Source organism: Streptomyces griseomycini (genome assembly GCF_014203535.1).
In the GTDB taxonomy this organism is placed as follows: domain Bacteria; phylum Actinomycetota; class Actinomycetes; order Streptomycetales; family Streptomycetaceae; genus Streptomyces; species Streptomyces griseomycini.
Genome location: NZ_JACHJI010000002.1, coordinates 460,491 through 476,753 on the forward strand (window position 1 = coordinate 460,491; position 16,263 = coordinate 476,753).

Here is a 16,263-nt window from a genome sequence, read left to right on the forward strand (position 1 = left end):
GTTCCGGAGGGCCGCGCGGGCTCAGCCGTTCTTCTTCTTGCCCCCGGAGGCGACCGCCTCGGTGTCGCCCTCGGACCGGCTCTCCGGGTCCTCGGCCTCGGGGAAGTCGACCCGGCCCATGTGGCGGTTCATCGACTTCATCAGGGCCCAGACCGCCAGGGCCATCACCGCGAAGACGATGAAGCCGAGGACACCGGGGGTGACCTTGTCCTCGTCGAGCTCCTTGGCGAGGGGGACGAGGTGGGTGATTGCCAGGCTTGCGCTTGCGCTCATGTCAGGCATTGTCCCGGATGCCCGCGAAGAGGTCGTCCTCGGGGAGGGAGGTGTCGACGAGGGACTTGGCGAGCTCGTACTCCTCCGTGGGCCAGACCTCCTTCTGGAGCTCCATCGGCACCCGGAACCAGCCGCCGTCGGGGTCGATCTGCGTGGCGTGCGCGATCAGCGCCTTGTCGCGGGTCTCGAAGAAGTCGGCGCACGGGATGTGCGTGGTGAGCGTGCGCTCCTTGCGCTCGAACTCGTTCCAGCGCTTGAGCCAGTCCCCGTAGGGCGACTCCAGGCCGCGGTCCAGCATGGCCTGGTGCAGCGCCTCGGTGCGGGGGCGGTTGAAGCCCTGGTTGTAGTACAGCTTCAGCGGCTGGTACGCCCGGCCGTACTCCTCCTCCGGGTACTTCTCGGTGTCCGCCGCGCCCTCGAACGCCACCATCGTGATCTTGTGGGTCATGATGTGGTCGGGGTGCGGGTAGCCGCCGTTCTCGTCGTAGGTGGTGATCACCTGGGGGCGGAAGGAGCGGATCTTGCGCACCAGCTCGCCGGCCGCCTTGTCGACGTCCTCCAGGGCGAAGCAGCCCTCCGGCAGCGGCGGCAGCGGGTCGCCCTCGGGCAGGCCGGAGTCGACGAAGCCGAGCCACTCCTGCTGCACGCCGAGGATCTGGCGGGCCTCCTCCATCTCCTTCCTGCGCACCTCGTGGATGTTTTCCTCGATGTACGCGTCGCCCTGCAGTTTCGGGTTGAGGATGGAGCCGCGCTCCCCGCCCGTGCAGGTCACCACCAGCACGTCCACCCCCTCGGACACGTACTTCGCCATGGTGGCCGCTCCCTTGCTCGACTCGTCGTCGGGGTGGGCGTGGACGGCCATCAGTCGCAGCTGGTCAGTCAAGACTCAATCCTCAAGTCGGTAGGCGCCCTGTGTGCGGCGGCGCAGTCGCAGGCTTCTATAGTGACCGAATCGGGGGGCGAATAATTCCGGGATCCGGGCCCTCGTCCATGACGGGACCCGCGTCCCCTTCCTGCCGAGGAGACGATCATGAGTACGGCGAGCACGCGGCCGCCCGAGGGCCGTTACGGCCGTTCCTCGGACGAGCGGGCCGACCGCACGCTCAGGGTCGTCGGCGCCGTGCTGGCCGTGGTGACGCTCGGGCTGATCGGCTGGTTCGGTTACCACCACGTCGCCAAGAACGAGATCAGCGCCGAGGTGATCAGCTTCGACCTCGGGAAGGACGCCGTGAAGGTGCACCTGGAGGTGCGCAAGGACGCGGGGGCGGGCGGTTACTGCACGGTGCGCTCCCAGGCCGAGAACGGCGCCGAGGTGGGCCGTGCCGACTTCCGCTTCGACGGGGACGACACGCGCATCGACGAGGTCGTCACGCTCCGCACCACCTCCCCCGGCACGACGGCCGAGCTCGTCGGCTGCCACGCGGACTGACGCCGGCGGGGAGCAGGCGGGGAGCCACCAGGCCGACCACCAGGAATACACGGCGGCTGACCTGCGCTGACACGAGTGAGGGGGCTTATGTCCTCCCCCTTTGGGCACTCAATTGTTAGGCTCGTGGTTTCGCCCATCCGTGGAGGAACATCCTTTGGGGAGGGCGATGCTTTGTATTCCCAGTACCTACGAGGAGCACCTGTGACCCAGACCAGCGAGAACGTCACCTGGCTGACCCAGGAGGCGTACAACAAGCTCAAGGACGAGCTTGCGTACCTTACTGGTCCCGCGCGCACGGAGATCGCCGCGAAGATCGCCGCCGCGCGCGAGGAGGGCGACCTGCGTGAGAACGGCGGGTACCACGCGGCCAAGGAAGAGCAGGGCAAGCAGGAGCTCCGTGTGCGCCAGCTCACCCAGCTCCTCGAGAACGCCAAGGTCGGCGAGGCGCCGGCGGCCGACGGCGCGGTGGCGCCCGGCATGGTCGTGACGATCGCCTTCGACGGCGACGAGGACGACACGCTGACCTTCCTCCTGGCCTCGCGCGAGTACGCGAGCTCGGAGATCGAGACCTACTCGCCGCAGTCCCCGCTGGGCACCGGCGTCATCGGCCACAAGGTCGGCGAGGACGCGGAGTACGAGCTGCCGAACGGCAAGAAGGCCTCGGTGAAGATCCTCAAGGCCGAGCCCTACAACGGCTGACCCGCCCCGCAGGTCTCCGACGGGCCCCCGGCACCCTGTGCGGTGCCGGGGGCTTCGTCATGCCGCGGCCGGACTTCGTCATGTCGCGGCCGAGCGGTACTTGCGCACGGCGAGGGTCCTGAACAGCGCGATGATCAGGACCGAGTAGATCAGCGAGGCCCAGACCGGGTGCTGCATGGGCCAGGCGTCCGAGGTGGAGACCCCGGGGTTGCCGAAGAGCTCGCGGCAGGCCTGGACGGTGGCACTGAACGGGTTCCACTCGGCGATGTGGCGCAGCCAGGGCGTCATGTTGTCGGAGTCGACGAACGCGTTCGAGACGAAGGTGACCGGGAAGAGCCAGACGAGTCCGCCGGAGGTGGCCGCCTCCGGGGTGCGGACCGACAGGCCGATGACCGCGCCGATCCAGGTGAACGCGTACCCGGTCAGGAGCAGCAGGGCGAACGCGCCGAGCACTTCACCGAAGCTGGTGTGGGTGCGCCAGCCGACGAGGAGGGCGACGACGGCGAGCACGAGCAGGGTGAGCGCCGTCTGCACCAGGTCGGCGAGGGTGCGGCCGGTGAGCACCGCGCCGCGTGCCATGGGCAGGGAGCGGAAGCGGTCGATGAGCCCCTTGTGCATGTCCTCGGCGATGCCCGCGCCGGCTCCGGCGGTGGCGAAGGTGACGGTCTGGGCGAAGATGCCCGCCATCAGGAACTCGCGGTAGACCTCCGGACTGGTGCTGCCGCCGATGTCCATGGAGCCGCCGAACACGTACGAGAACAGCACCACGAACATGATCGGCTGGATGAGCCCGAAGATGACCACCTCCGGGATCCGGGCCATGCGGATCAGATTCCGGCGGGCGACGACCAGGGAGTCCCGGATCGACTGGGCGATGGGGTTGCCGGGCGCCGTGGTCCGCACGGCGTCGGTGACGGCGCTCATTTCGCGGCCTCCTTGCTGGAGCGGTGTCCTCGTCCTCCGGCGTCGCGCGCGGTGCGCTCTCCGTCGCCCTCGTCCTCGCCCCCGGCCTCCGCGACGTGGCCGGTGAGGGAGAGGAAGACGTCGTCGAGGGTCGGGCGGCGCAGACCGATGTCGTCGATCTCGATGCCGTGGGTGTCGAGCTCGCGGATGATCTCGGCCAGGAGCTTCGCCCCGCCGGCCACCGGGGTGGTGATCTTGCGCATGTGCTCCTCGACCGTGGTGTCGCCCTTGCCGGGGCCGCGCAGGCTGTACTTGTCCAGGAGGGCGGAGGCGGCCCGGATGTCCTCCCGCTCGTGCACCACGACCTCGACGCGCTCGCCGCCGGTGCGGGCCTTGAGCTGGTCGGAGGTGCCCTGGGCGATGACCCGGCCGTGGTCGACGACGGCGATGTCGTGCGCGAGGTGGTCGGCCTCCTCCAGGTACTGGGTGGTGAGCAGCAGCGTCGTGCCCCCGGAGACGAGCTGTTTGATCACCTCCCACAGTTGCTGCCGGTTGCGCGGGTCGAGGCCGGTCGTCGGCTCGTCCATGAACATCACGGGCGGCGAGACGACCAGGGCCGCCGCGAGGTCGAGCCGGCGGCGCATGCCTCCGGAGTAGGTCTTGGCGGTGCGGTCGGCCGCGTCCGCGAGGTGGAACTGCTCCAGCAGCTCGTCCGCGCGGGCCCGGGCCGCCTTCGCCCTCATCTGGTAGAGCTGTCCGACCATCTGCAGGTTCTCGCGGCCGGTCAGGTACTCGTCGACGGCCGCGAACTGGCCGGACAGGCCGATGGAGCGGCGCACGGCGTCGGGTTGCTTCAGCACGTCGAGGCCGGCGACGACCGCCTTGCCGCTGTCGGGTCGCAGCAGGGTGGTCAGGCAGCGGACGGTGGTGGTCTTGCCCGCGCCGTTCGGCCCGAGCAGGCCCAGGACGGTGCCCTCGGGAACATCGAGGTCGACGCCGTCCAGTGCCCTGACGTCCCCGAAGGTCTTCACCAGACCTTCGGCGTAGATGGCGCCTGGCATATGAGTCTCCACGTCGTCGGGGAATTCTTCGGAAGGACTGGGTTCGCGCAGAGGAGCAGTGACGCGGCACACACCATAACGCGATGTATCGCGTGTCTCAATGCATTTTCCCGAACGGGTGACCAGGAACCGTGGTCCCTGGCCGGTGCCGGGCCGTCCGGATCAGTCCATCACCGTGTAGCCCGCGTCGCGCAGGGCCCGGTCGACCTCGGCGCAGTGCGCCGGACCCTTGGTCTCCAGGTGCAGCTCGACCTCCGCCTCCGTGAGCCCGAGCCGTGGATCGGTCCGTACGTGGCTCACATCGAGGACGTTAGCGTCGACCACTGACAACGCCCCGAGAAGCGACGCGAGGGCGCCCGGCCGGTCCGTCAGACGCAGCCGGACGGCCAGGTAGCGGCCCTGCGCGGCCATGCCGTGCCGCAGCACGCGCTCCATCAGCACCGGGTCGACGTTGCCCCCGGACAGCACCGCGACGACCGGCCCGTCGAAGGCGTCGGGCCGGCTCAGCAGCGCCGCGACCGGGCTCGCCCCGGCCGGCTCGACGACCAGCTTGGCCCGCTCCAGGCACAGCAGCAGCGCCGTGGACAGCTCGTCCTCGGTGACGGTGCGCACCTCGTCCACCAGCTCGCCGAGGATCCCGAACGGCACGTCACCGGGCCGCCCCACCTTGATGCCGTCGGCCATCGTCGCCGGGTTGCGCACCGACACCGGGTGCCCGGCCGCCAGCGAGGGCGGGTACGCCGCCGCGCCCGCCGCCTGCACACCGACGATCCGCACGTCCGGCCGCAGCGCCTTCACCGCGACCGCGACGCCGGCGGCCAGCCCGCCCCCGCCGACGCCCACGACGATCGTCCGCACCTCGGGGCACTGCTCCAGGATCTCCAGGCCCACCGTGCCCTGGCCCGCGATGACGTCCGGGTGGTCGAAGGGGTGGATGAGCACCGCCCCCGTGTCGTGCGCGTACTCCTCGGCGGCGGCCAGCGACTCGTCCACCACCTGGCCCTGCAGCCGCACCTCGGCGCCGTAGTCCCGGGTCGCGCTGATCTTCGGCAGCGGGGCGCCCCTCGGCATGAACACCGTGGAGCGCACCCCGAGCAGCGACGACGCCAGCGCGACACCCTGCGCGTGGTTGCCGGCGCTCGCCGCGACGACACCGGCGGCACGCTCCTCGGGCAGCAGCCCGGCGATCCGGACGTACGCGCCGCGCAGCTTGAACGACCCCGTCCGCTGCAGGTTCTCGCACTTGAGGTGCACCGGCGCGCCCACCAGCCGGGACAGGTGCCTGCTGCCCTCCATCGCGGTCGTCCGCGCCACCCCCGAGAGCATCTTCTGGGCGCCGCGCACATCGTCGAGGGTGACGGCCCGCAAGGAGCCGGCCGTGCTGTAGCTCATGCCTCCAGCATCGCAGTTCACACGTGTCCGCGACCGCTGTGACCAACCCGCGGACTCCGCTTTGCGCAGCGCCCGCACGACCCGCCCTCCGGCCGCGTACCCTGTCCCCCACACAAGCAGCCCTCCACGAAGTGAGCCCCCGGCCATGCCCACAACACCTGAAATGTCGATGGACATGACGACGGACGCAACTGCCGTCGGTGACACCGGTCTTCTCGACACGCTGCAGCACGAGGTGGCGCTGTTCGCCCGCCGCGCCGAACAGACGCGGCTCGGCGGGGTCGGCCAGGTGCGCAATTCCATGGACCGCGCCGCCTACCTGCTGCTCAACCGCCTCGACAAGGAGGGTCCGATGGGCGTCAAGGCGCTCGCCGCGAGCATGGGCATCGACTCCTCGACGGTCACCCGGCAGGTGGCCCCGCTCGTGGACACCGGCCTGGTCAAGCGGACCTCGCACCCCGAGGACGGACGCGCGGTCGTGCTCCAGCTGTCCCCGCGCGGACAGTCGCGGCTGGAGGAAGTGCGCGCCTCGCGGCGTCAGTTGATGGCCGAGCTGACCCACGACTGGGAGCCGGAGGAGCGCGAGGCGTTCTGCGCGCTCCTGACGCGTTTCAACGGGGCGCTGTCCACGCGGATGGCGGCACAGGGGGCACCGGGTCCGGAGGGGCAGTCGACGTCCTGACCGCCCCGGACGTCCGCCCTACGCGGACGACCCGGTTCCGGGCGTGCGCGGCCCTTGACCGCGGGGCGGGCCCTGGCCTCATATGAAACCGGGTCCCCTCGTCGTACGCGCCCGCCGAAGACCGTACGCGGCCGGGACCGGCTCGGTCAGGGGTGACGGGAGGCGCGGTTGCGACCACGGCATGCGTCCCGGGATCTGTGCCGGGCCCGCGAGTTCGAGGCGTTCGTCGCGGGCGCGGGCGGACGGCTGCTGCACGCCGCGACGCTGCTCACCGCGGAGGCCCCGGGCGACAACCCGCGCGCGCGGCGCCTGCTGACCCTGGCCCTGGCCCACACGTACGCGTCCTGGGACCGGCTGCGCGGCGAGGACCCCTACGACGTCACCCGCCAGCACCTGGCGACCCGTTTCGCGCACGGCACCTGGCGCCGGCGCGGCGGCCTGCTCCGCTCCCGTGCCCACCCGGAGAGCCCCCTCGCCCGGCTCACCCCGCAGGAACGCCTGGTCCTGGTGCTGCGGCTCCACGAGGGCGTCGCCGAGGAGCAGACGGCGGCCCTGCTCGGTCTGCCCGCGGAGCGCGTGCGGACGGTCTTCCACCGCGCGATGGCGGTCCTCCTGAGCCCGCCCCGGAAACCGGCCGCGGCGGTGGGCGGGGTCGAGACGGTGCCGTCATGAGGCCGCCGCTCGGCCCGGCGGGCCCCGGTGACGGCGGTGACAGGGTGACGACGGCCACGGCGGGAGGCGGAGATGGCCCGGATGAACCGTGAGGCGACCGCACGGCGGCTGCTGGAGCGGCCGCCGCCCCCGGTGCCGCCCGGGCTCCACGCGGAGGCCGTGCGGCGCGGTGCCCGCATCCTGCGGCGCAGGACGCTGGTGCGCCGCGCGACGTGGCTGCTGATGCTCGCGGCGGCCGTGGCGTTCACGGTGTGGGCGCTGACGGTCCGCCCCTGGGTGGAGCCGCCGTCGGAGACGACCCCACCCCTGACGGGCTGGTGAACCGGCCCGGCGCGCACCGCGGCAGGCCCTACTTCCCGAGCGCCTGCTGAAGGTCGTCGAGCAGGTCGTCGACGTTCTCGATGCCGACGGAGAGCCGCACCAGGTCGGCGGGGACCTCGAGGGCGGAACCCGCCGCCGACGCGTGCGTCATCCGGCCGGGGTGCTCGATCAGCGACTCGACGCCGCCCAGGGACTCGCCGAGCGTGAACACCTCGGCCCGGTTGCAGACCTCGACGGCCGCCTCCTCGCCGCCCTCCACGCGGAAGGAGACCATGCCGCCGAAGGCCCGCATCTGCTTGGCGGCGACCTCGTGACCGGGGTGGTCCGGCAGTCCCGGGTACAGGACGCTCGTCACGCGCGGGTGCCGGGTGAGCATGTCGGCGATCCTGGTCGCGTTCTCGCTGTGCCGGTCCATGCGCACCGACAGCGTCTTGGTGCCGCGGAGCACCAGCCAGGAGTCGAAGGGGCCGGCGACCGCGCCCATCGCGTTCTGGTGGAAGGCGAGCTCCTCGCCCAGCTCCGCGTCGTCGGTGATCAGGGCGCCGCCGACGACGTCCGAGTGGCCGCCCATGTACTTGGTCAGGGAGTGCACCACGACGTCCGCGCCGAGGGAGAGCGGCTGCTGGAGGTAGGGCGTGGCGAAGGTGTTGTCGACGACGAGGCGGGCGCCCGCGTCCCGGGCGACCTGGGCGACGGCGGCGATGTCGGTGATGCCGAGCAGCGGGTTGGAGGGGGTCTCCACCCAGACGACCTTGGTCTTGGGGGTGAGGGCGGCCCGCACGGCGGCGGGGTCGCCCGTGTCGGCCACCGACCACTCCACGCCCCAGCGGGCGACGACCTTGGCGAAGAGCCGGAACGTGCCGCCGTACGCGTCGTTCGGGATGACCACGTGGTCGCCGGGGCTGAGCAGCGTACGCAGCAGGCAGTCCTCGGCCGCCAGTCCGGACGCGAACGCGAGGCCGCGGCGGCCGCCCTCCAGGGCGGCGAGGTTCTCCTCCAGCGCGGTCCTGGTCGGGTTGGCGCTGCGGCTGTACTCGTAGCCGCCGCGCAGGCCGCCGACGCCGTCCTGCTTGTAGGTGGACACCTGGTAGATCGGCGGGACGACCGCGCCCGTCAGGGGGTCGGCGGTGTTGCCCGCGTGGATCGCGAGCGTCTCGAAGTGCTGACTGATGTGCCTGTCGCTCATGAGCACCGAGGGTAGTGCTCGGGCGGCGCCGATGGCGGACGCGGAGCGGGTTCGGGCGGACGGGCACCGCTTCCGGAACCCGGAGCCGCAGGCCGGGGGCCGGGAGTTCTCCACAGGTAGGGCACCAGGTTGGCCAAGGGGCGGCGCGGTCTGGTTCGCTGGTGGCATGGAGATTCTCTGGGTCCTGATCGCGCTCGTCATGCTCAGCTTCGTGGTGGTGCCGTTCCTCAGGCGCCGGCGCGGCGCGGTCGGCCTGGTCCCGCCCGGCCACCCGGACGCGGCGGACCCGGCGAACTACGGCTTCGCCCGCGAGGAGGAGCTGGACATCCGCATGCCCGGCCCCGACCAGGACCTGCTGGACGTGCTGGACCTGGTGCAGCGCACGCAGGACCACCGCGCGGCACAGCAGCTGCTGGCCGGCACGGACGCGGGGAGCGAGCTGCGCTGGCAGCGCGTCCAGGCCTTCGCGGGCGCCGTCTCGCTGGAGCTGCGGCAGCGGCCCGGCGGGGTGGGCGAGGCGCCGGGCGGACAGTGGCTGCGGGTGTGGCGGACCGAGGCGCCCAAGGACGCGGGGGGAGCGGCGGTGCACGCCGAGTTCCTGGTGCAGCAGGCGTGGCGTACGGCGACCCCCGGGACGGACGAGTTCCGGATCATCATGGAGGAGGCGAAGGAGGCGTGCGGCGAGGCGGCGCTGCTGGCTCCCGGTGATCCGGTCCCGTACATCGTGGAGCTGTCGGTGGCCCGTGGACTCGGCTACTCCCGGGAGGACTTCGAGCAGGTCTGGCTGAAGATCCTGGACCGTGCGCCGAACCACATGGGGGCGCACCTGGCCGCGCTGCACTACTGGTGCGAGAAGTGGCACGGCTCGCGGCAGCTGGCGTACGCGTTCGCGGAGGCCGCGGCGGCCCGGGCGCCGCAGGGGTCGCTCCTCGCCGCGATGCCGCTCTTCGCGGTGTTCGAGCACATGCCCGAGGTGAACCTGGTCAGCGGCTTCTACCAGAGCGAGGTCGTCACCAAGGCGATCCACGGCGCGCTGCACGCGGTGCACTCGGCCCGCCCCGACGACCCGATGCTCGCGCACGTCCGGCACCTGCTGGTCTTCTTCCTGGTCCGCGCCGAGCGCTGGGCGGAGGCCATGAGCCAGCTGATACGCGTCGACGGCCACGTCGGCGCGCTCCCCTGGACCCTGTCCGCCGACCCCGCCGCGGAGTTCGCGGTCTACCGGGCCCTGGCGGTCGCGGGCTACGAGGCGAACGGCGGCAGTCCGGCTACCCTGCCGCACTGAGTCCACCGGCCACGGTCGCCGCGCTGCGGCAGGCCATCCGGCAGATCGCACCGGCTGCGCTGCCTGCGTTCACCCGGGAACTGGACCAAGCGGCCGACCAGTCCCGGCAGGGCTCCGATCTGGCACCGCTCCAGCGGTTCATCGCCCAGTGGGCCGTCCACGTGCGCATCCAGCGCCGTCCCGGCCTGGCAGCGGGCCTCCGCCGCTGGGAGGACCTCGCCGAGTCGGGCGACGCCGCACAGGCCCGGCAGGCCGCCCGCGAGATCGGGCGGATCCTGGACGAAGCCCATGCGGCCGTCGGCCTCCCGCCCCGGTGAGCACGGACCGGCGCTGGGAGTACGACCCCGACCACGATCACGTGGCGGGCGGCGTTCCCGTCCACGTCGTGGCGGAAGTGGAGCGTCTGGCCGGCCAACTCGTCGACCTGGCCAGTACGGGCATCGGCGTCAGCGACCCGGGAAACGGCCCCGGCCCGGGGGTCTGCGCCGGATGGACGCCGCAGGTGGCTGGCTCTCCTCCTTGGTGGCACCACGTGACCCGTTGGTCATCGTCGTCCGTATCGTGCCTCCGTTCGAGGCGCTGTAGCCACTGCGGCAGCGGCCCCTCCCCGCCCTCCGGGCGGACACCGCTCGCCGGTGTCACGGAACGGGTCGCGCGGGGGCGACCGGGAGGAGCGCGCGGGGCGTCAGATCGTCGCCGTGTCGATGACGAAGCGGTAGCGGACGTCGCTGTCCAGGACCCGCTCGTAGGCCTCGTTGATCTCGGCCGCGGCGATCAGCTCGATCTCCGCGCCGATGCCGTGCGCGGCGCAGAAGTCCAGCATCTCCTGGGTCTCGGCGATGCCGCCGATCATCGAGCCGGCGAGGGTCTTGCCGCCTCCGATCACCGAGAAGAGGTCGAGGGAGACCGGCTCCTCGGGGGCGCCCACGTTGGCCAGCGTGCCCTCCGTCCTCAGCAGGGACAGGTAGGCGTTGAAGTCCAGCGGGGCCGACACCGTCGACACGATCAGGTCGAAGGCGCCCCGCAGTTCCTCGAAGGTCTTCGGGTCGCTGGTGGCGCGGTAGTGGTCGGCGCCCAGCCTGAGGCCGTCGTCCTTCTTGCGCAGGGACTGCGACAGCACCGTCACCTCCGCGCCCAGCGCGTGCGCGATCTTGACGCCCATGTGGCCGAGGCCGCCCATGCCGAGGATCGCGACCTTCCTGCCGGGGCCGGCGCCCCAGCGCTTCAGCGGGGAGTACACGGTGATGCCGGCGCACAGCAGGGGCGCGGCGACGTCGAGGGACAGGCCGTCGGGGATGCGGACGACGTAGTTCTCGTCGACGACGATCTTCTGCGCGTAGCCGCCGTAGGTCGGTTCGCCGTTCTTGTCCAGGGCGTTGTACGTGCCGACCATGCCGCTGCCGGTGCAGTACTGCTCCCGGCCGGCCCGGCAGTTGTCGCACTCGCGGCAGGAGTCGACCATGCAGCCGACCCCCACGCGGTCACCGACCCGGAACTTCGTGACGCCGGGGCCGACCTCGGACACCACACCGGCGATCTCGTGGCCGGGGACCATCGGGAAGATCGCCTCGCCCCAGCCCTCGCGGGCCTGGTGGATGTCGGAGTGGCAGATGCCGGCGAACTTGATGTCGATCAGGACGTCGTGCGTGCCGACCTCACGCCGCTCGATGGTCGTCCGCTCCAGCGGAGCCTTGGCGGCGGGTGCGGCGTACGCGGCAACGGTGGTCATACCAGGGGTCTCCTCGGAAGTCGTGCGCCCGGTCGCCTTCTGTCCGTCCGGGCACGGTCTCCAGCCTGCGACAACGGCCGGGAGTCACCCAGACCACCGCTTTGCCTACGTTGGCCGTGCGTACCACTGGCAGGGACAGGCTGGTGTGCGTACGACCGGCGATACTGGTGCCATGGACGAGCAGCGGACCGGCCCGGCGGCCGACGGGAGCACCGGCCTCGACCGGCGTGCGGAGCTCAGCGAGTTCCTGCGCACCCGGCGGGCCCGGCTGAAGCCGGAGGACGTGGGGCTGCCGGACTTCGGGCGGCACCGCCGGGTGCCGGGGCTGCGCCGCGAGGAGCTGGCGCAGCTCGCCGGGGTGTCCGTGGCGTACTACACGCGCCTGGAGCAGGGCAACGGGCGGAACGTGTCGGCGGAGGTGCTGGACTCGATCGCGCGCGCCCTGCGCCTGACCGACGCCGAGCACGCCCACCTCACGCATCTGGCGAAGCCGAAGCAGCACAAGAAGAAGCAGGTGGCGCGGGACCGGCAGGTCCGCCCGGCGCTGCGGCAGCTGCTGGACTCGCTGGACACGGTCCCGGCGTACGTCGTGGGACGGCGCTCGGACATCCTCGCCTGGAACCGGATGGCCGCGGCGCTCTTCGGGGACTGGGGGAAGCTCCCGGCGCAGGAGCGGAACTGGGCGCGGCTGGTGTTCCTGGACCCGGACTGCCGGGAGCTGTTCGTGGAGTGGGACCAGAAGGCGTACGACATGGTCGCCTATCTGCGCATGGACGCGGGCTGCCACCCGGACGACCCCCAGCTGTCCTCCCTGGTCGGCGAGCTCTCCGTCAAGAGCGAGGAGTTCAGGAGGCTCTGGGCCGCGCACGACGTCAAGGAGAAGAGCCACGGCGTCAAGCGCGTCCGGCACCCGCTCGTCGGGGAGCTGACCCTGTTCTTCGAGTCGTTCCGGCCGGCCGGTGAGACCGAGCAGTCGCTGGTCACGTACTTCGCGGAGCCGGGCTCGCCGTCGGCGGAGGCACTGCGGCTCCTGGGCAGCTGGGGCGCGGACGCGCGGCGGTCCGGGACGTCGGCGCCGACCGTCTGAGCCCCGCCGCCGCGGGTGCCGAAGGGCCCGCCGGAAGACGTGCTTGCGGCGGGCCCTCGCTCAGCGGGTACGGTCGGTGAGCCGGTGGCTCACTTCCCGTAGTACGCGTTGTAGATCGAGATCGTCGACTTGTTGCCCTTCTTGTCGGTGATCTTGGCGTGGAAGGAGACGGCCTTCCCCTTCGCCGGGTTCTTGAAGGTGATCTTGCCCTTCTTGACCTCGAGCTTCTTCCAGGTCTTGCCGTAGTCGTAGGAGACGTACGTGTGCAGCGACTTGAGGTTCTTGCCCTTGGCCGCGCCCTCGACGGTGACCGGGACGCTGACCTTCTTGCCGGCCGCGGCCTTGCTGTCCAGGCCGGTCGCCGCGTGGAAGCGGACCGTGGAGGCGGGCAGCTGGGTGAGGTCGGCGGTCTTCTTGGAGCGGAAGGTCCAGCTCGCGTCGATCCGGGTGGAGGCGGCGGCGACCTTGGCGCTGCGCTTGACCGAGGTGGTCAGCTTGTAGGAGGCGTCACCGGACGGGACCTTGAACTCCTTGTCGCCGAACAGCGGGTCGTCGTGCGAGCCGACCTTCTTGCCGTTGCGGTGGAGGCTGGTGGTGACCGAGGTGAACACCGAGGAGCCGAGGTGGCCCTTGCCGTCGGCGAACAGCGGGATCATGCCGTAGATGCTGTTGCCCTCGCGGAAGAGACCGAGGTCCGAGGTCAGCCGCGGCCCGAAGACGGCCGTGTTCACGGTCTCCGCGTACTTCTTGCCGGCCTTGTAGGTCTTCCCGGAGCCGATGAGGTACGCGGCCTCGTCGATCGGCCAGCCCTCGGCGTCGACACCGCCCTGCTGCGCGAACTCGAGGTCCCACTTCACGCCGCCCGAGGTGGACAGGTGCAGGGTGCGGGTGCCGGGCAGGGTCTGCGGGATGCCGATCGAGGAGGCTCCGCTGCTGCCGGGCAGCCAGCCCGTGGCGCTGACGGCGCCCTTCTTGCCGCTCGCCGCCGCGCCCATGCCGACCTTCACCGTGGTCAGTTCGCCCGCCTTGTAGTGCCGGGTGTAGCCGGTGGCGAGCTTCTTGACCTTGCCGCCGGTGACGGTGTCGTACTGCTCCTTGGCGCCCTTGCTCCAGTGGCCGTCCCACTGCTGGCTCAGCGAGCCGTCGGTGACCTGCGGGCCGAGGTGCGCGGAGCGGAGGCCGTCGTACGAGTCCAGCCACCAGCCGAAGCCGTAGGAGCCGTTCTTCGTCTCCACGGTGTAGTCGGCCGAGGCGAACTCCGGCTTGGCCGCCCTGTCGGGCACGGTGATGTTCACCGGCTTGGCCTTGCGCGCGTCCAGCGTGATCGTCGTGTTCCTGGTGACGTCCAGCTTCGGCTGGGCGAGCCAGTCGGCGCCCTCGAACTTCTCCGGGTCGGAGCCGACGAAGACCGCGCTGTCCAGGACGTAACCGCCCTTGGGCACGCGGACGGTGACGGTGCCGTCGGCGTCGTAGGGCTGGTACCACTGGTCGGTGGCCAGTCCGGAGACGCCGCTCAGGTTCGTGATGTAGTTGCCGGCCGCCTTGCCCTCGCGGTCGAGGAACTTCAGCGTCACGTCGTACGACTCGACCTCGCGCTGCACCGCGGCGGCCGTGCGCACGGTCTGCCCGCCGCCCGTGGCGACCACGTACGCGGAGTACGCGCCGTCGGCCGTGCCGCCGAGCCTGGTGTCGACGGTCATGTCGACGGAGGCCCTGCCGCCCGCCGGGACCGTGACCGTGGTGGCGCCGAGCTTGAAGAAGCCGGCCGGGGCCGCCTTGCCCTTGGGACCGGTGGCCGTCGACGCCAGCTTCAGGGTGACGTCCTCGGTGCCGAGGTTGCGGTAGGTCAGCTGCTTGGTGACCGGCTTGTCGTCGGTGTGCGGCCACTGCTGGACACCGAAGCTCACCGAGACCGGGTCGGCGATCACGGTCTGCTTGACGGCCTTGTCGACCTGGATCCGGCCCGATCCCTGCTCGAACGGGGTGTACTTCCCGCCCTTGGTGGAGCCGGTGAGCGCGCCCTTCAGCTCCGCGTGGCTCCACTCGGGGTGCTGCTGCTTCAGGAGCGCCGCCGCGCCCGCGACGTGCGGGGTCGCCATCGACGTACCGGAGATGGTCATGTAGCCGGCCGGCTTCTCGCCGACCTCCGCGGCGATGTCGTTGCCCTTCGCCGAGGCGGCCGTGATGTCCACGCCGGGCGCGGTGACGTCCGGCTTGATGGCTCCGTCGCCGACGCGGGGGCCGGTGGAGGAGAAGTCGGCGAGCCCGTCCTTGCCGTCGACGGCGCCGACGGTGAGGGCGGCGTCCGCACTGCCGGGCGAATTGACCGACTGGGGACCGGAGTTGCCGGCCGCGATGGCGAAGAGGATGCCCTTCTCGGCGGACAGCTTGTTCACCGCCGCCTCCAGCGGGTCGACCTCGGCCGTGTCCCCGCCGCCCAGGCTCATGTTGACGATGTCGGCGCCCTGCGCGGCCGCCCACTCCATGCCGGCGAGGATGCCGGAGTCGTCACCGGAGCCGGAGTCGTCGAGGACCTTGCCGTTGAGGATCCTGGCGCCGGGCGCGACGCCCTTGTACTTGCCGCCGGACTTGGCCCCGGTACCGGCCGCGGTGGCGGCGACGTGGGTGCCGTGGCCGACCTTGTCGCCGGCGTTCGGTGCCGCGGTGAAGTTCTTGGACGCGGTCACCTGGCCCTTCAGGTCCGGGTGGGTGGTGTCGACACCGGTGTCCAGGACGGCGATCTTCACGCCCTTGCCGTCGTAGCCGGCGGCCCACGCCTTGGGGGTGCCGATCTGCCCGACGGACGTGTCGAGGCTGGCCTTGCGGACCCCGTCCAGCCAGATGTGGGCGATGCCGGAGGCGGTCCGGTCGCCGTTGGTGACGGCGTCCCACAGCTCGGGCGCGTCCTCGTGCGGGGTCTGCACCGCGTCCGCGTTCAGGGACTTCAGGGTCCGGCGGAGCTCGCCCGCGTCGCGGACCTCGGCCTTGGCCGCCCGTGCGGTGCCCTTGTAGCCGACGATGACCTTCAGCCCCCGCTTGTGGGAACCGCGGGTCGCGGTCTTGTCGAGTTCGGTGACGTCGAAGAGCCGCTGGTCGAGCCTGCCGCTCGCGACCAGCCGGGCGGCGTCCGCCGGCAGCACCAGGGTGTGGCCGCCGGCCTTGCGTATCTGGACGGGTATGTGCTCCCGGCCCTCGGCCCGTTCCAGTCCGACGACGCGGCCCTTGGCGTCCACGACGACCCGGTCGCCGGTGATCAGCGTGATGCGGTGGTCGGCCTTGAGCGAGGACGTCTTCGCCGACGGCTGTCCGGTGGCGGCCGTCCGTTCCCCGTCGGCCGCCGCCGGACTGGTCATGCCCGCCGCGAGGGCCACGGCGGCCGCCGTGGCGACCGTGGCCGCGCATGCTCTCTTCACTTGTCTGCGCAAGGTTCCCCCTAGCGGAGTCGCCGGGTGAGTTCCCCTTCACCCGGCCGGGGGTGGTCTCGTACGCATGCGCGCACCCCCCGGATGTCGCAGTATGCCGAGGGGTGATCAAGCGCCTCAAG

At 71.5% G+C, this 16,263-nt stretch carries 16 protein-coding genes; 8 read left to right on the forward strand and 8 right to left on the reverse strand.

Annotated elements, in window-relative coordinates; all coding sequences use genetic code 11:
• Nucleotides 1-21: 21 nt before the first annotated feature.
• Nucleotides 22-282 carry a hypothetical protein gene (locus FHS37_RS06625; RefSeq protein WP_184818096.1) on the reverse strand — a complete coding sequence of 87 codons (261 nt, stop codon included), beginning with the start codon at nucleotides 280-282 and terminating at the stop codon, nucleotides 22-24.
• On the reverse strand, nucleotides 275-1,156 hold the full coding sequence (mca, locus tag FHS37_RS06630; RefSeq protein WP_184818097.1) for a mycothiol conjugate amidase Mca: 882 nt from the start codon (nucleotides 1,154-1,156) through the stop codon (nucleotides 275-277). Before mca ends, FHS37_RS06625 begins: the two co-directional genes overlap by 8 nt.
• A 147-nt stretch (nucleotides 1,157-1,303) precedes the next feature.
• Here mca and FHS37_RS06635 point away from each other — a divergent pair, with 147 nt between their 5' ends.
• Together FHS37_RS06635 and greA are read left to right on the forward strand one after the other, a co-directional pair.
• Complete coding sequence (locus tag FHS37_RS06635) at nucleotides 1,304-1,702, forward strand: DUF4307 domain-containing protein (protein ID WP_184818098.1); 399 nt, start codon at nucleotides 1,304-1,306, stop codon at nucleotides 1,700-1,702.
• Nucleotides 1,703-1,903: 201 nt separating this feature from the next.
• Nucleotides 1,904-2,401 (forward strand): transcription elongation factor GreA, encoded by a 498-nt coding sequence (greA, locus tag FHS37_RS06640; protein ID WP_184818099.1) that lies wholly within the window; start codon nucleotides 1,904-1,906, stop codon nucleotides 2,399-2,401.
• 78 nt (nucleotides 2,402-2,479) lie between these two features.
• On the opposite strand, the gene FHS37_RS06645 is transcribed toward greA, so the two are convergent.
• The 3 genes from FHS37_RS06645 to ilvA all read right to left on the reverse strand — a co-directional run bounded on the left by FHS37_RS06645 (nucleotide 2,480) and on the right by ilvA (nucleotide 5,757).
• Entirely contained in the window at nucleotides 2,480-3,325 is an 846-nt protein-coding gene (locus tag FHS37_RS06645) for an ABC transporter permease (protein WP_184818100.1), read from the reverse strand.
• Nucleotides 3,322-4,365, reverse strand: coding sequence for an ATP-binding cassette domain-containing protein (locus FHS37_RS06650; RefSeq protein WP_184818101.1), 1,044 nt, complete (start codon nucleotides 4,363-4,365; stop codon nucleotides 3,322-3,324). The genes FHS37_RS06645 and FHS37_RS06650 overlap by 4 nt, the downstream gene beginning before the upstream one ends.
• Nucleotides 4,366-4,527: 162 nt before the next feature.
• Nucleotides 4,528-5,757, reverse strand: coding sequence for a threonine ammonia-lyase (gene ilvA / locus FHS37_RS06655; RefSeq protein ID WP_184818102.1), 1,230 nt, complete (start codon nucleotides 5,755-5,757; stop codon nucleotides 4,528-4,530).
• A 163-nt stretch (nucleotides 5,758-5,920) separates the two neighbouring features.
• On the opposite strand from ilvA, the gene FHS37_RS06660 reads away from it, so the two are divergent.
• From FHS37_RS06660 to FHS37_RS06670, 3 genes are all read left to right on the forward strand, one after another.
• Nucleotides 5,921-6,439: a MarR family winged helix-turn-helix transcriptional regulator gene (locus FHS37_RS06660; protein ID WP_184818103.1), complete on the forward strand. Its 519-nt coding sequence runs from the start codon at nucleotides 5,921-5,923 to the stop codon at nucleotides 6,437-6,439.
• 168 nt (nucleotides 6,440-6,607) lie between these two features.
• Nucleotides 6,608-7,111 carry a sigma factor-like helix-turn-helix DNA-binding protein gene (locus tag FHS37_RS06665; RefSeq protein ID WP_184818104.1) on the forward strand — a complete coding sequence of 168 codons (504 nt, stop codon included), beginning with the start codon at nucleotides 6,608-6,610 and terminating at the stop codon, nucleotides 7,109-7,111.
• 72 nt (nucleotides 7,112-7,183) lie between these two features.
• Nucleotides 7,184-7,432: a hypothetical protein gene (locus tag FHS37_RS06670; RefSeq protein ID WP_184818105.1), complete on the forward strand. Its 249-nt coding sequence runs from the start codon at nucleotides 7,184-7,186 to the stop codon at nucleotides 7,430-7,432.
• Between the two features lie 28 nt (nucleotides 7,433-7,460).
• Here the strand turns inward: FHS37_RS06670 and FHS37_RS06675 are convergent, their stop codons facing one another.
• Nucleotides 7,461-8,618 (reverse strand): cystathionine gamma-synthase, encoded by a 1,158-nt coding sequence (locus tag FHS37_RS06675; RefSeq protein WP_184818106.1) that lies wholly within the window; start codon nucleotides 8,616-8,618, stop codon nucleotides 7,461-7,463.
• A gap of 166 nt (nucleotides 8,619-8,784) precedes the next feature.
• Here FHS37_RS06675 and FHS37_RS06680 point away from each other — a divergent pair, with 166 nt between their 5' ends.
• A complete protein-coding gene (locus FHS37_RS06680) occupies nucleotides 8,785-9,903 on the forward strand; it encodes a hypothetical protein (protein WP_184818107.1) in 1,119 nt (372 codons plus the stop codon).
• On the forward strand, nucleotides 9,900-10,220 hold the full coding sequence (locus FHS37_RS06685; protein WP_184818785.1) for a DUF6247 family protein: 321 nt from the start codon (nucleotides 9,900-9,902) through the stop codon (nucleotides 10,218-10,220). Before FHS37_RS06680 ends, FHS37_RS06685 begins: the two co-directional genes overlap by 4 nt.
• Nucleotides 10,221-10,588: 368 nt before the next feature.
• Here FHS37_RS06685 and FHS37_RS06690 read toward each other — a convergent pair whose 3' ends face one another.
• Nucleotides 10,589-11,632 (reverse strand): NAD(P)-dependent alcohol dehydrogenase, encoded by a 1,044-nt coding sequence (locus FHS37_RS06690; RefSeq protein ID WP_184818108.1) that lies wholly within the window; start codon nucleotides 11,630-11,632, stop codon nucleotides 10,589-10,591.
• A gap of 172 nt (nucleotides 11,633-11,804) precedes the next feature.
• On the opposite strand from FHS37_RS06690, the gene FHS37_RS06695 reads away from it, so the two are divergent.
• Nucleotides 11,805-12,719, forward strand: coding sequence for a helix-turn-helix domain-containing protein (locus FHS37_RS06695; RefSeq protein ID WP_184818109.1), 915 nt, complete (start codon nucleotides 11,805-11,807; stop codon nucleotides 12,717-12,719).
• Between the two features lie 89 nt (nucleotides 12,720-12,808).
• On the opposite strand, the gene FHS37_RS06700 is transcribed toward FHS37_RS06695, so the two are convergent.
• Complete coding sequence (locus tag FHS37_RS06700; protein WP_184818110.1) at nucleotides 12,809-16,132, reverse strand: S8 family peptidase; 3,324 nt, start codon at nucleotides 16,130-16,132, stop codon at nucleotides 12,809-12,811.
• Nucleotides 16,133-16,263: the final 131 nt, after the last annotated feature.

Bases quoted from the DNA above. Each gene is read 5' to 3' on its own strand.
- FHS37_RS06650 (WP_184818101.1), bottom strand. From the start codon at position 4,365: ATGCCAGGCGCCATCTACGCCGAAGGTCTGGTGAAGACCTTCGGGGAC.
- FHS37_RS06675 (WP_184818106.1), bottom strand. From the start codon at position 8,618: ATGAGCGACAGGCACATCAGTCAGCACTTCGAGACGCTCGCGATCCAC.
- FHS37_RS06645 (WP_184818100.1), bottom strand. From the start codon at position 3,325: ATGAGCGCCGTCACCGACGCCGTGCGGACCACGGCGCCCGGCAACCCC.
- ilvA (WP_184818102.1), bottom strand. From the start codon at position 5,757: ATGAGCTACAGCACGGCCGGCTCCTTGCGGGCCGTCACCCTCGACGAT.
- FHS37_RS06660 (WP_184818103.1), top strand. From the start codon at position 5,921: ATGTCGATGGACATGACGACGGACGCAACTGCCGTCGGTGACACCGGT.
- FHS37_RS06625 (WP_184818096.1), bottom strand. From the start codon at position 282: ATGCCTGACATGAGCGCAAGCGCAAGCCTGGCAATCACCCACCTCGTC.
- FHS37_RS06695 (WP_184818109.1), top strand. From the start codon at position 11,805: ATGGACGAGCAGCGGACCGGCCCGGCGGCCGACGGGAGCACCGGCCTC.
- FHS37_RS06635 (WP_184818098.1), top strand. From the start codon at position 1,304: ATGAGTACGGCGAGCACGCGGCCGCCCGAGGGCCGTTACGGCCGTTCC.
- FHS37_RS06690 (WP_184818108.1), bottom strand. From the start codon at position 11,632: ATGACCACCGTTGCCGCGTACGCCGCACCCGCCGCCAAGGCTCCGCTG.
- FHS37_RS06680 (WP_184818107.1), top strand. From the start codon at position 8,785: ATGGAGATTCTCTGGGTCCTGATCGCGCTCGTCATGCTCAGCTTCGTG.
- FHS37_RS06670 (WP_184818105.1), top strand. From the start codon at position 7,184: ATGGCCCGGATGAACCGTGAGGCGACCGCACGGCGGCTGCTGGAGCGG.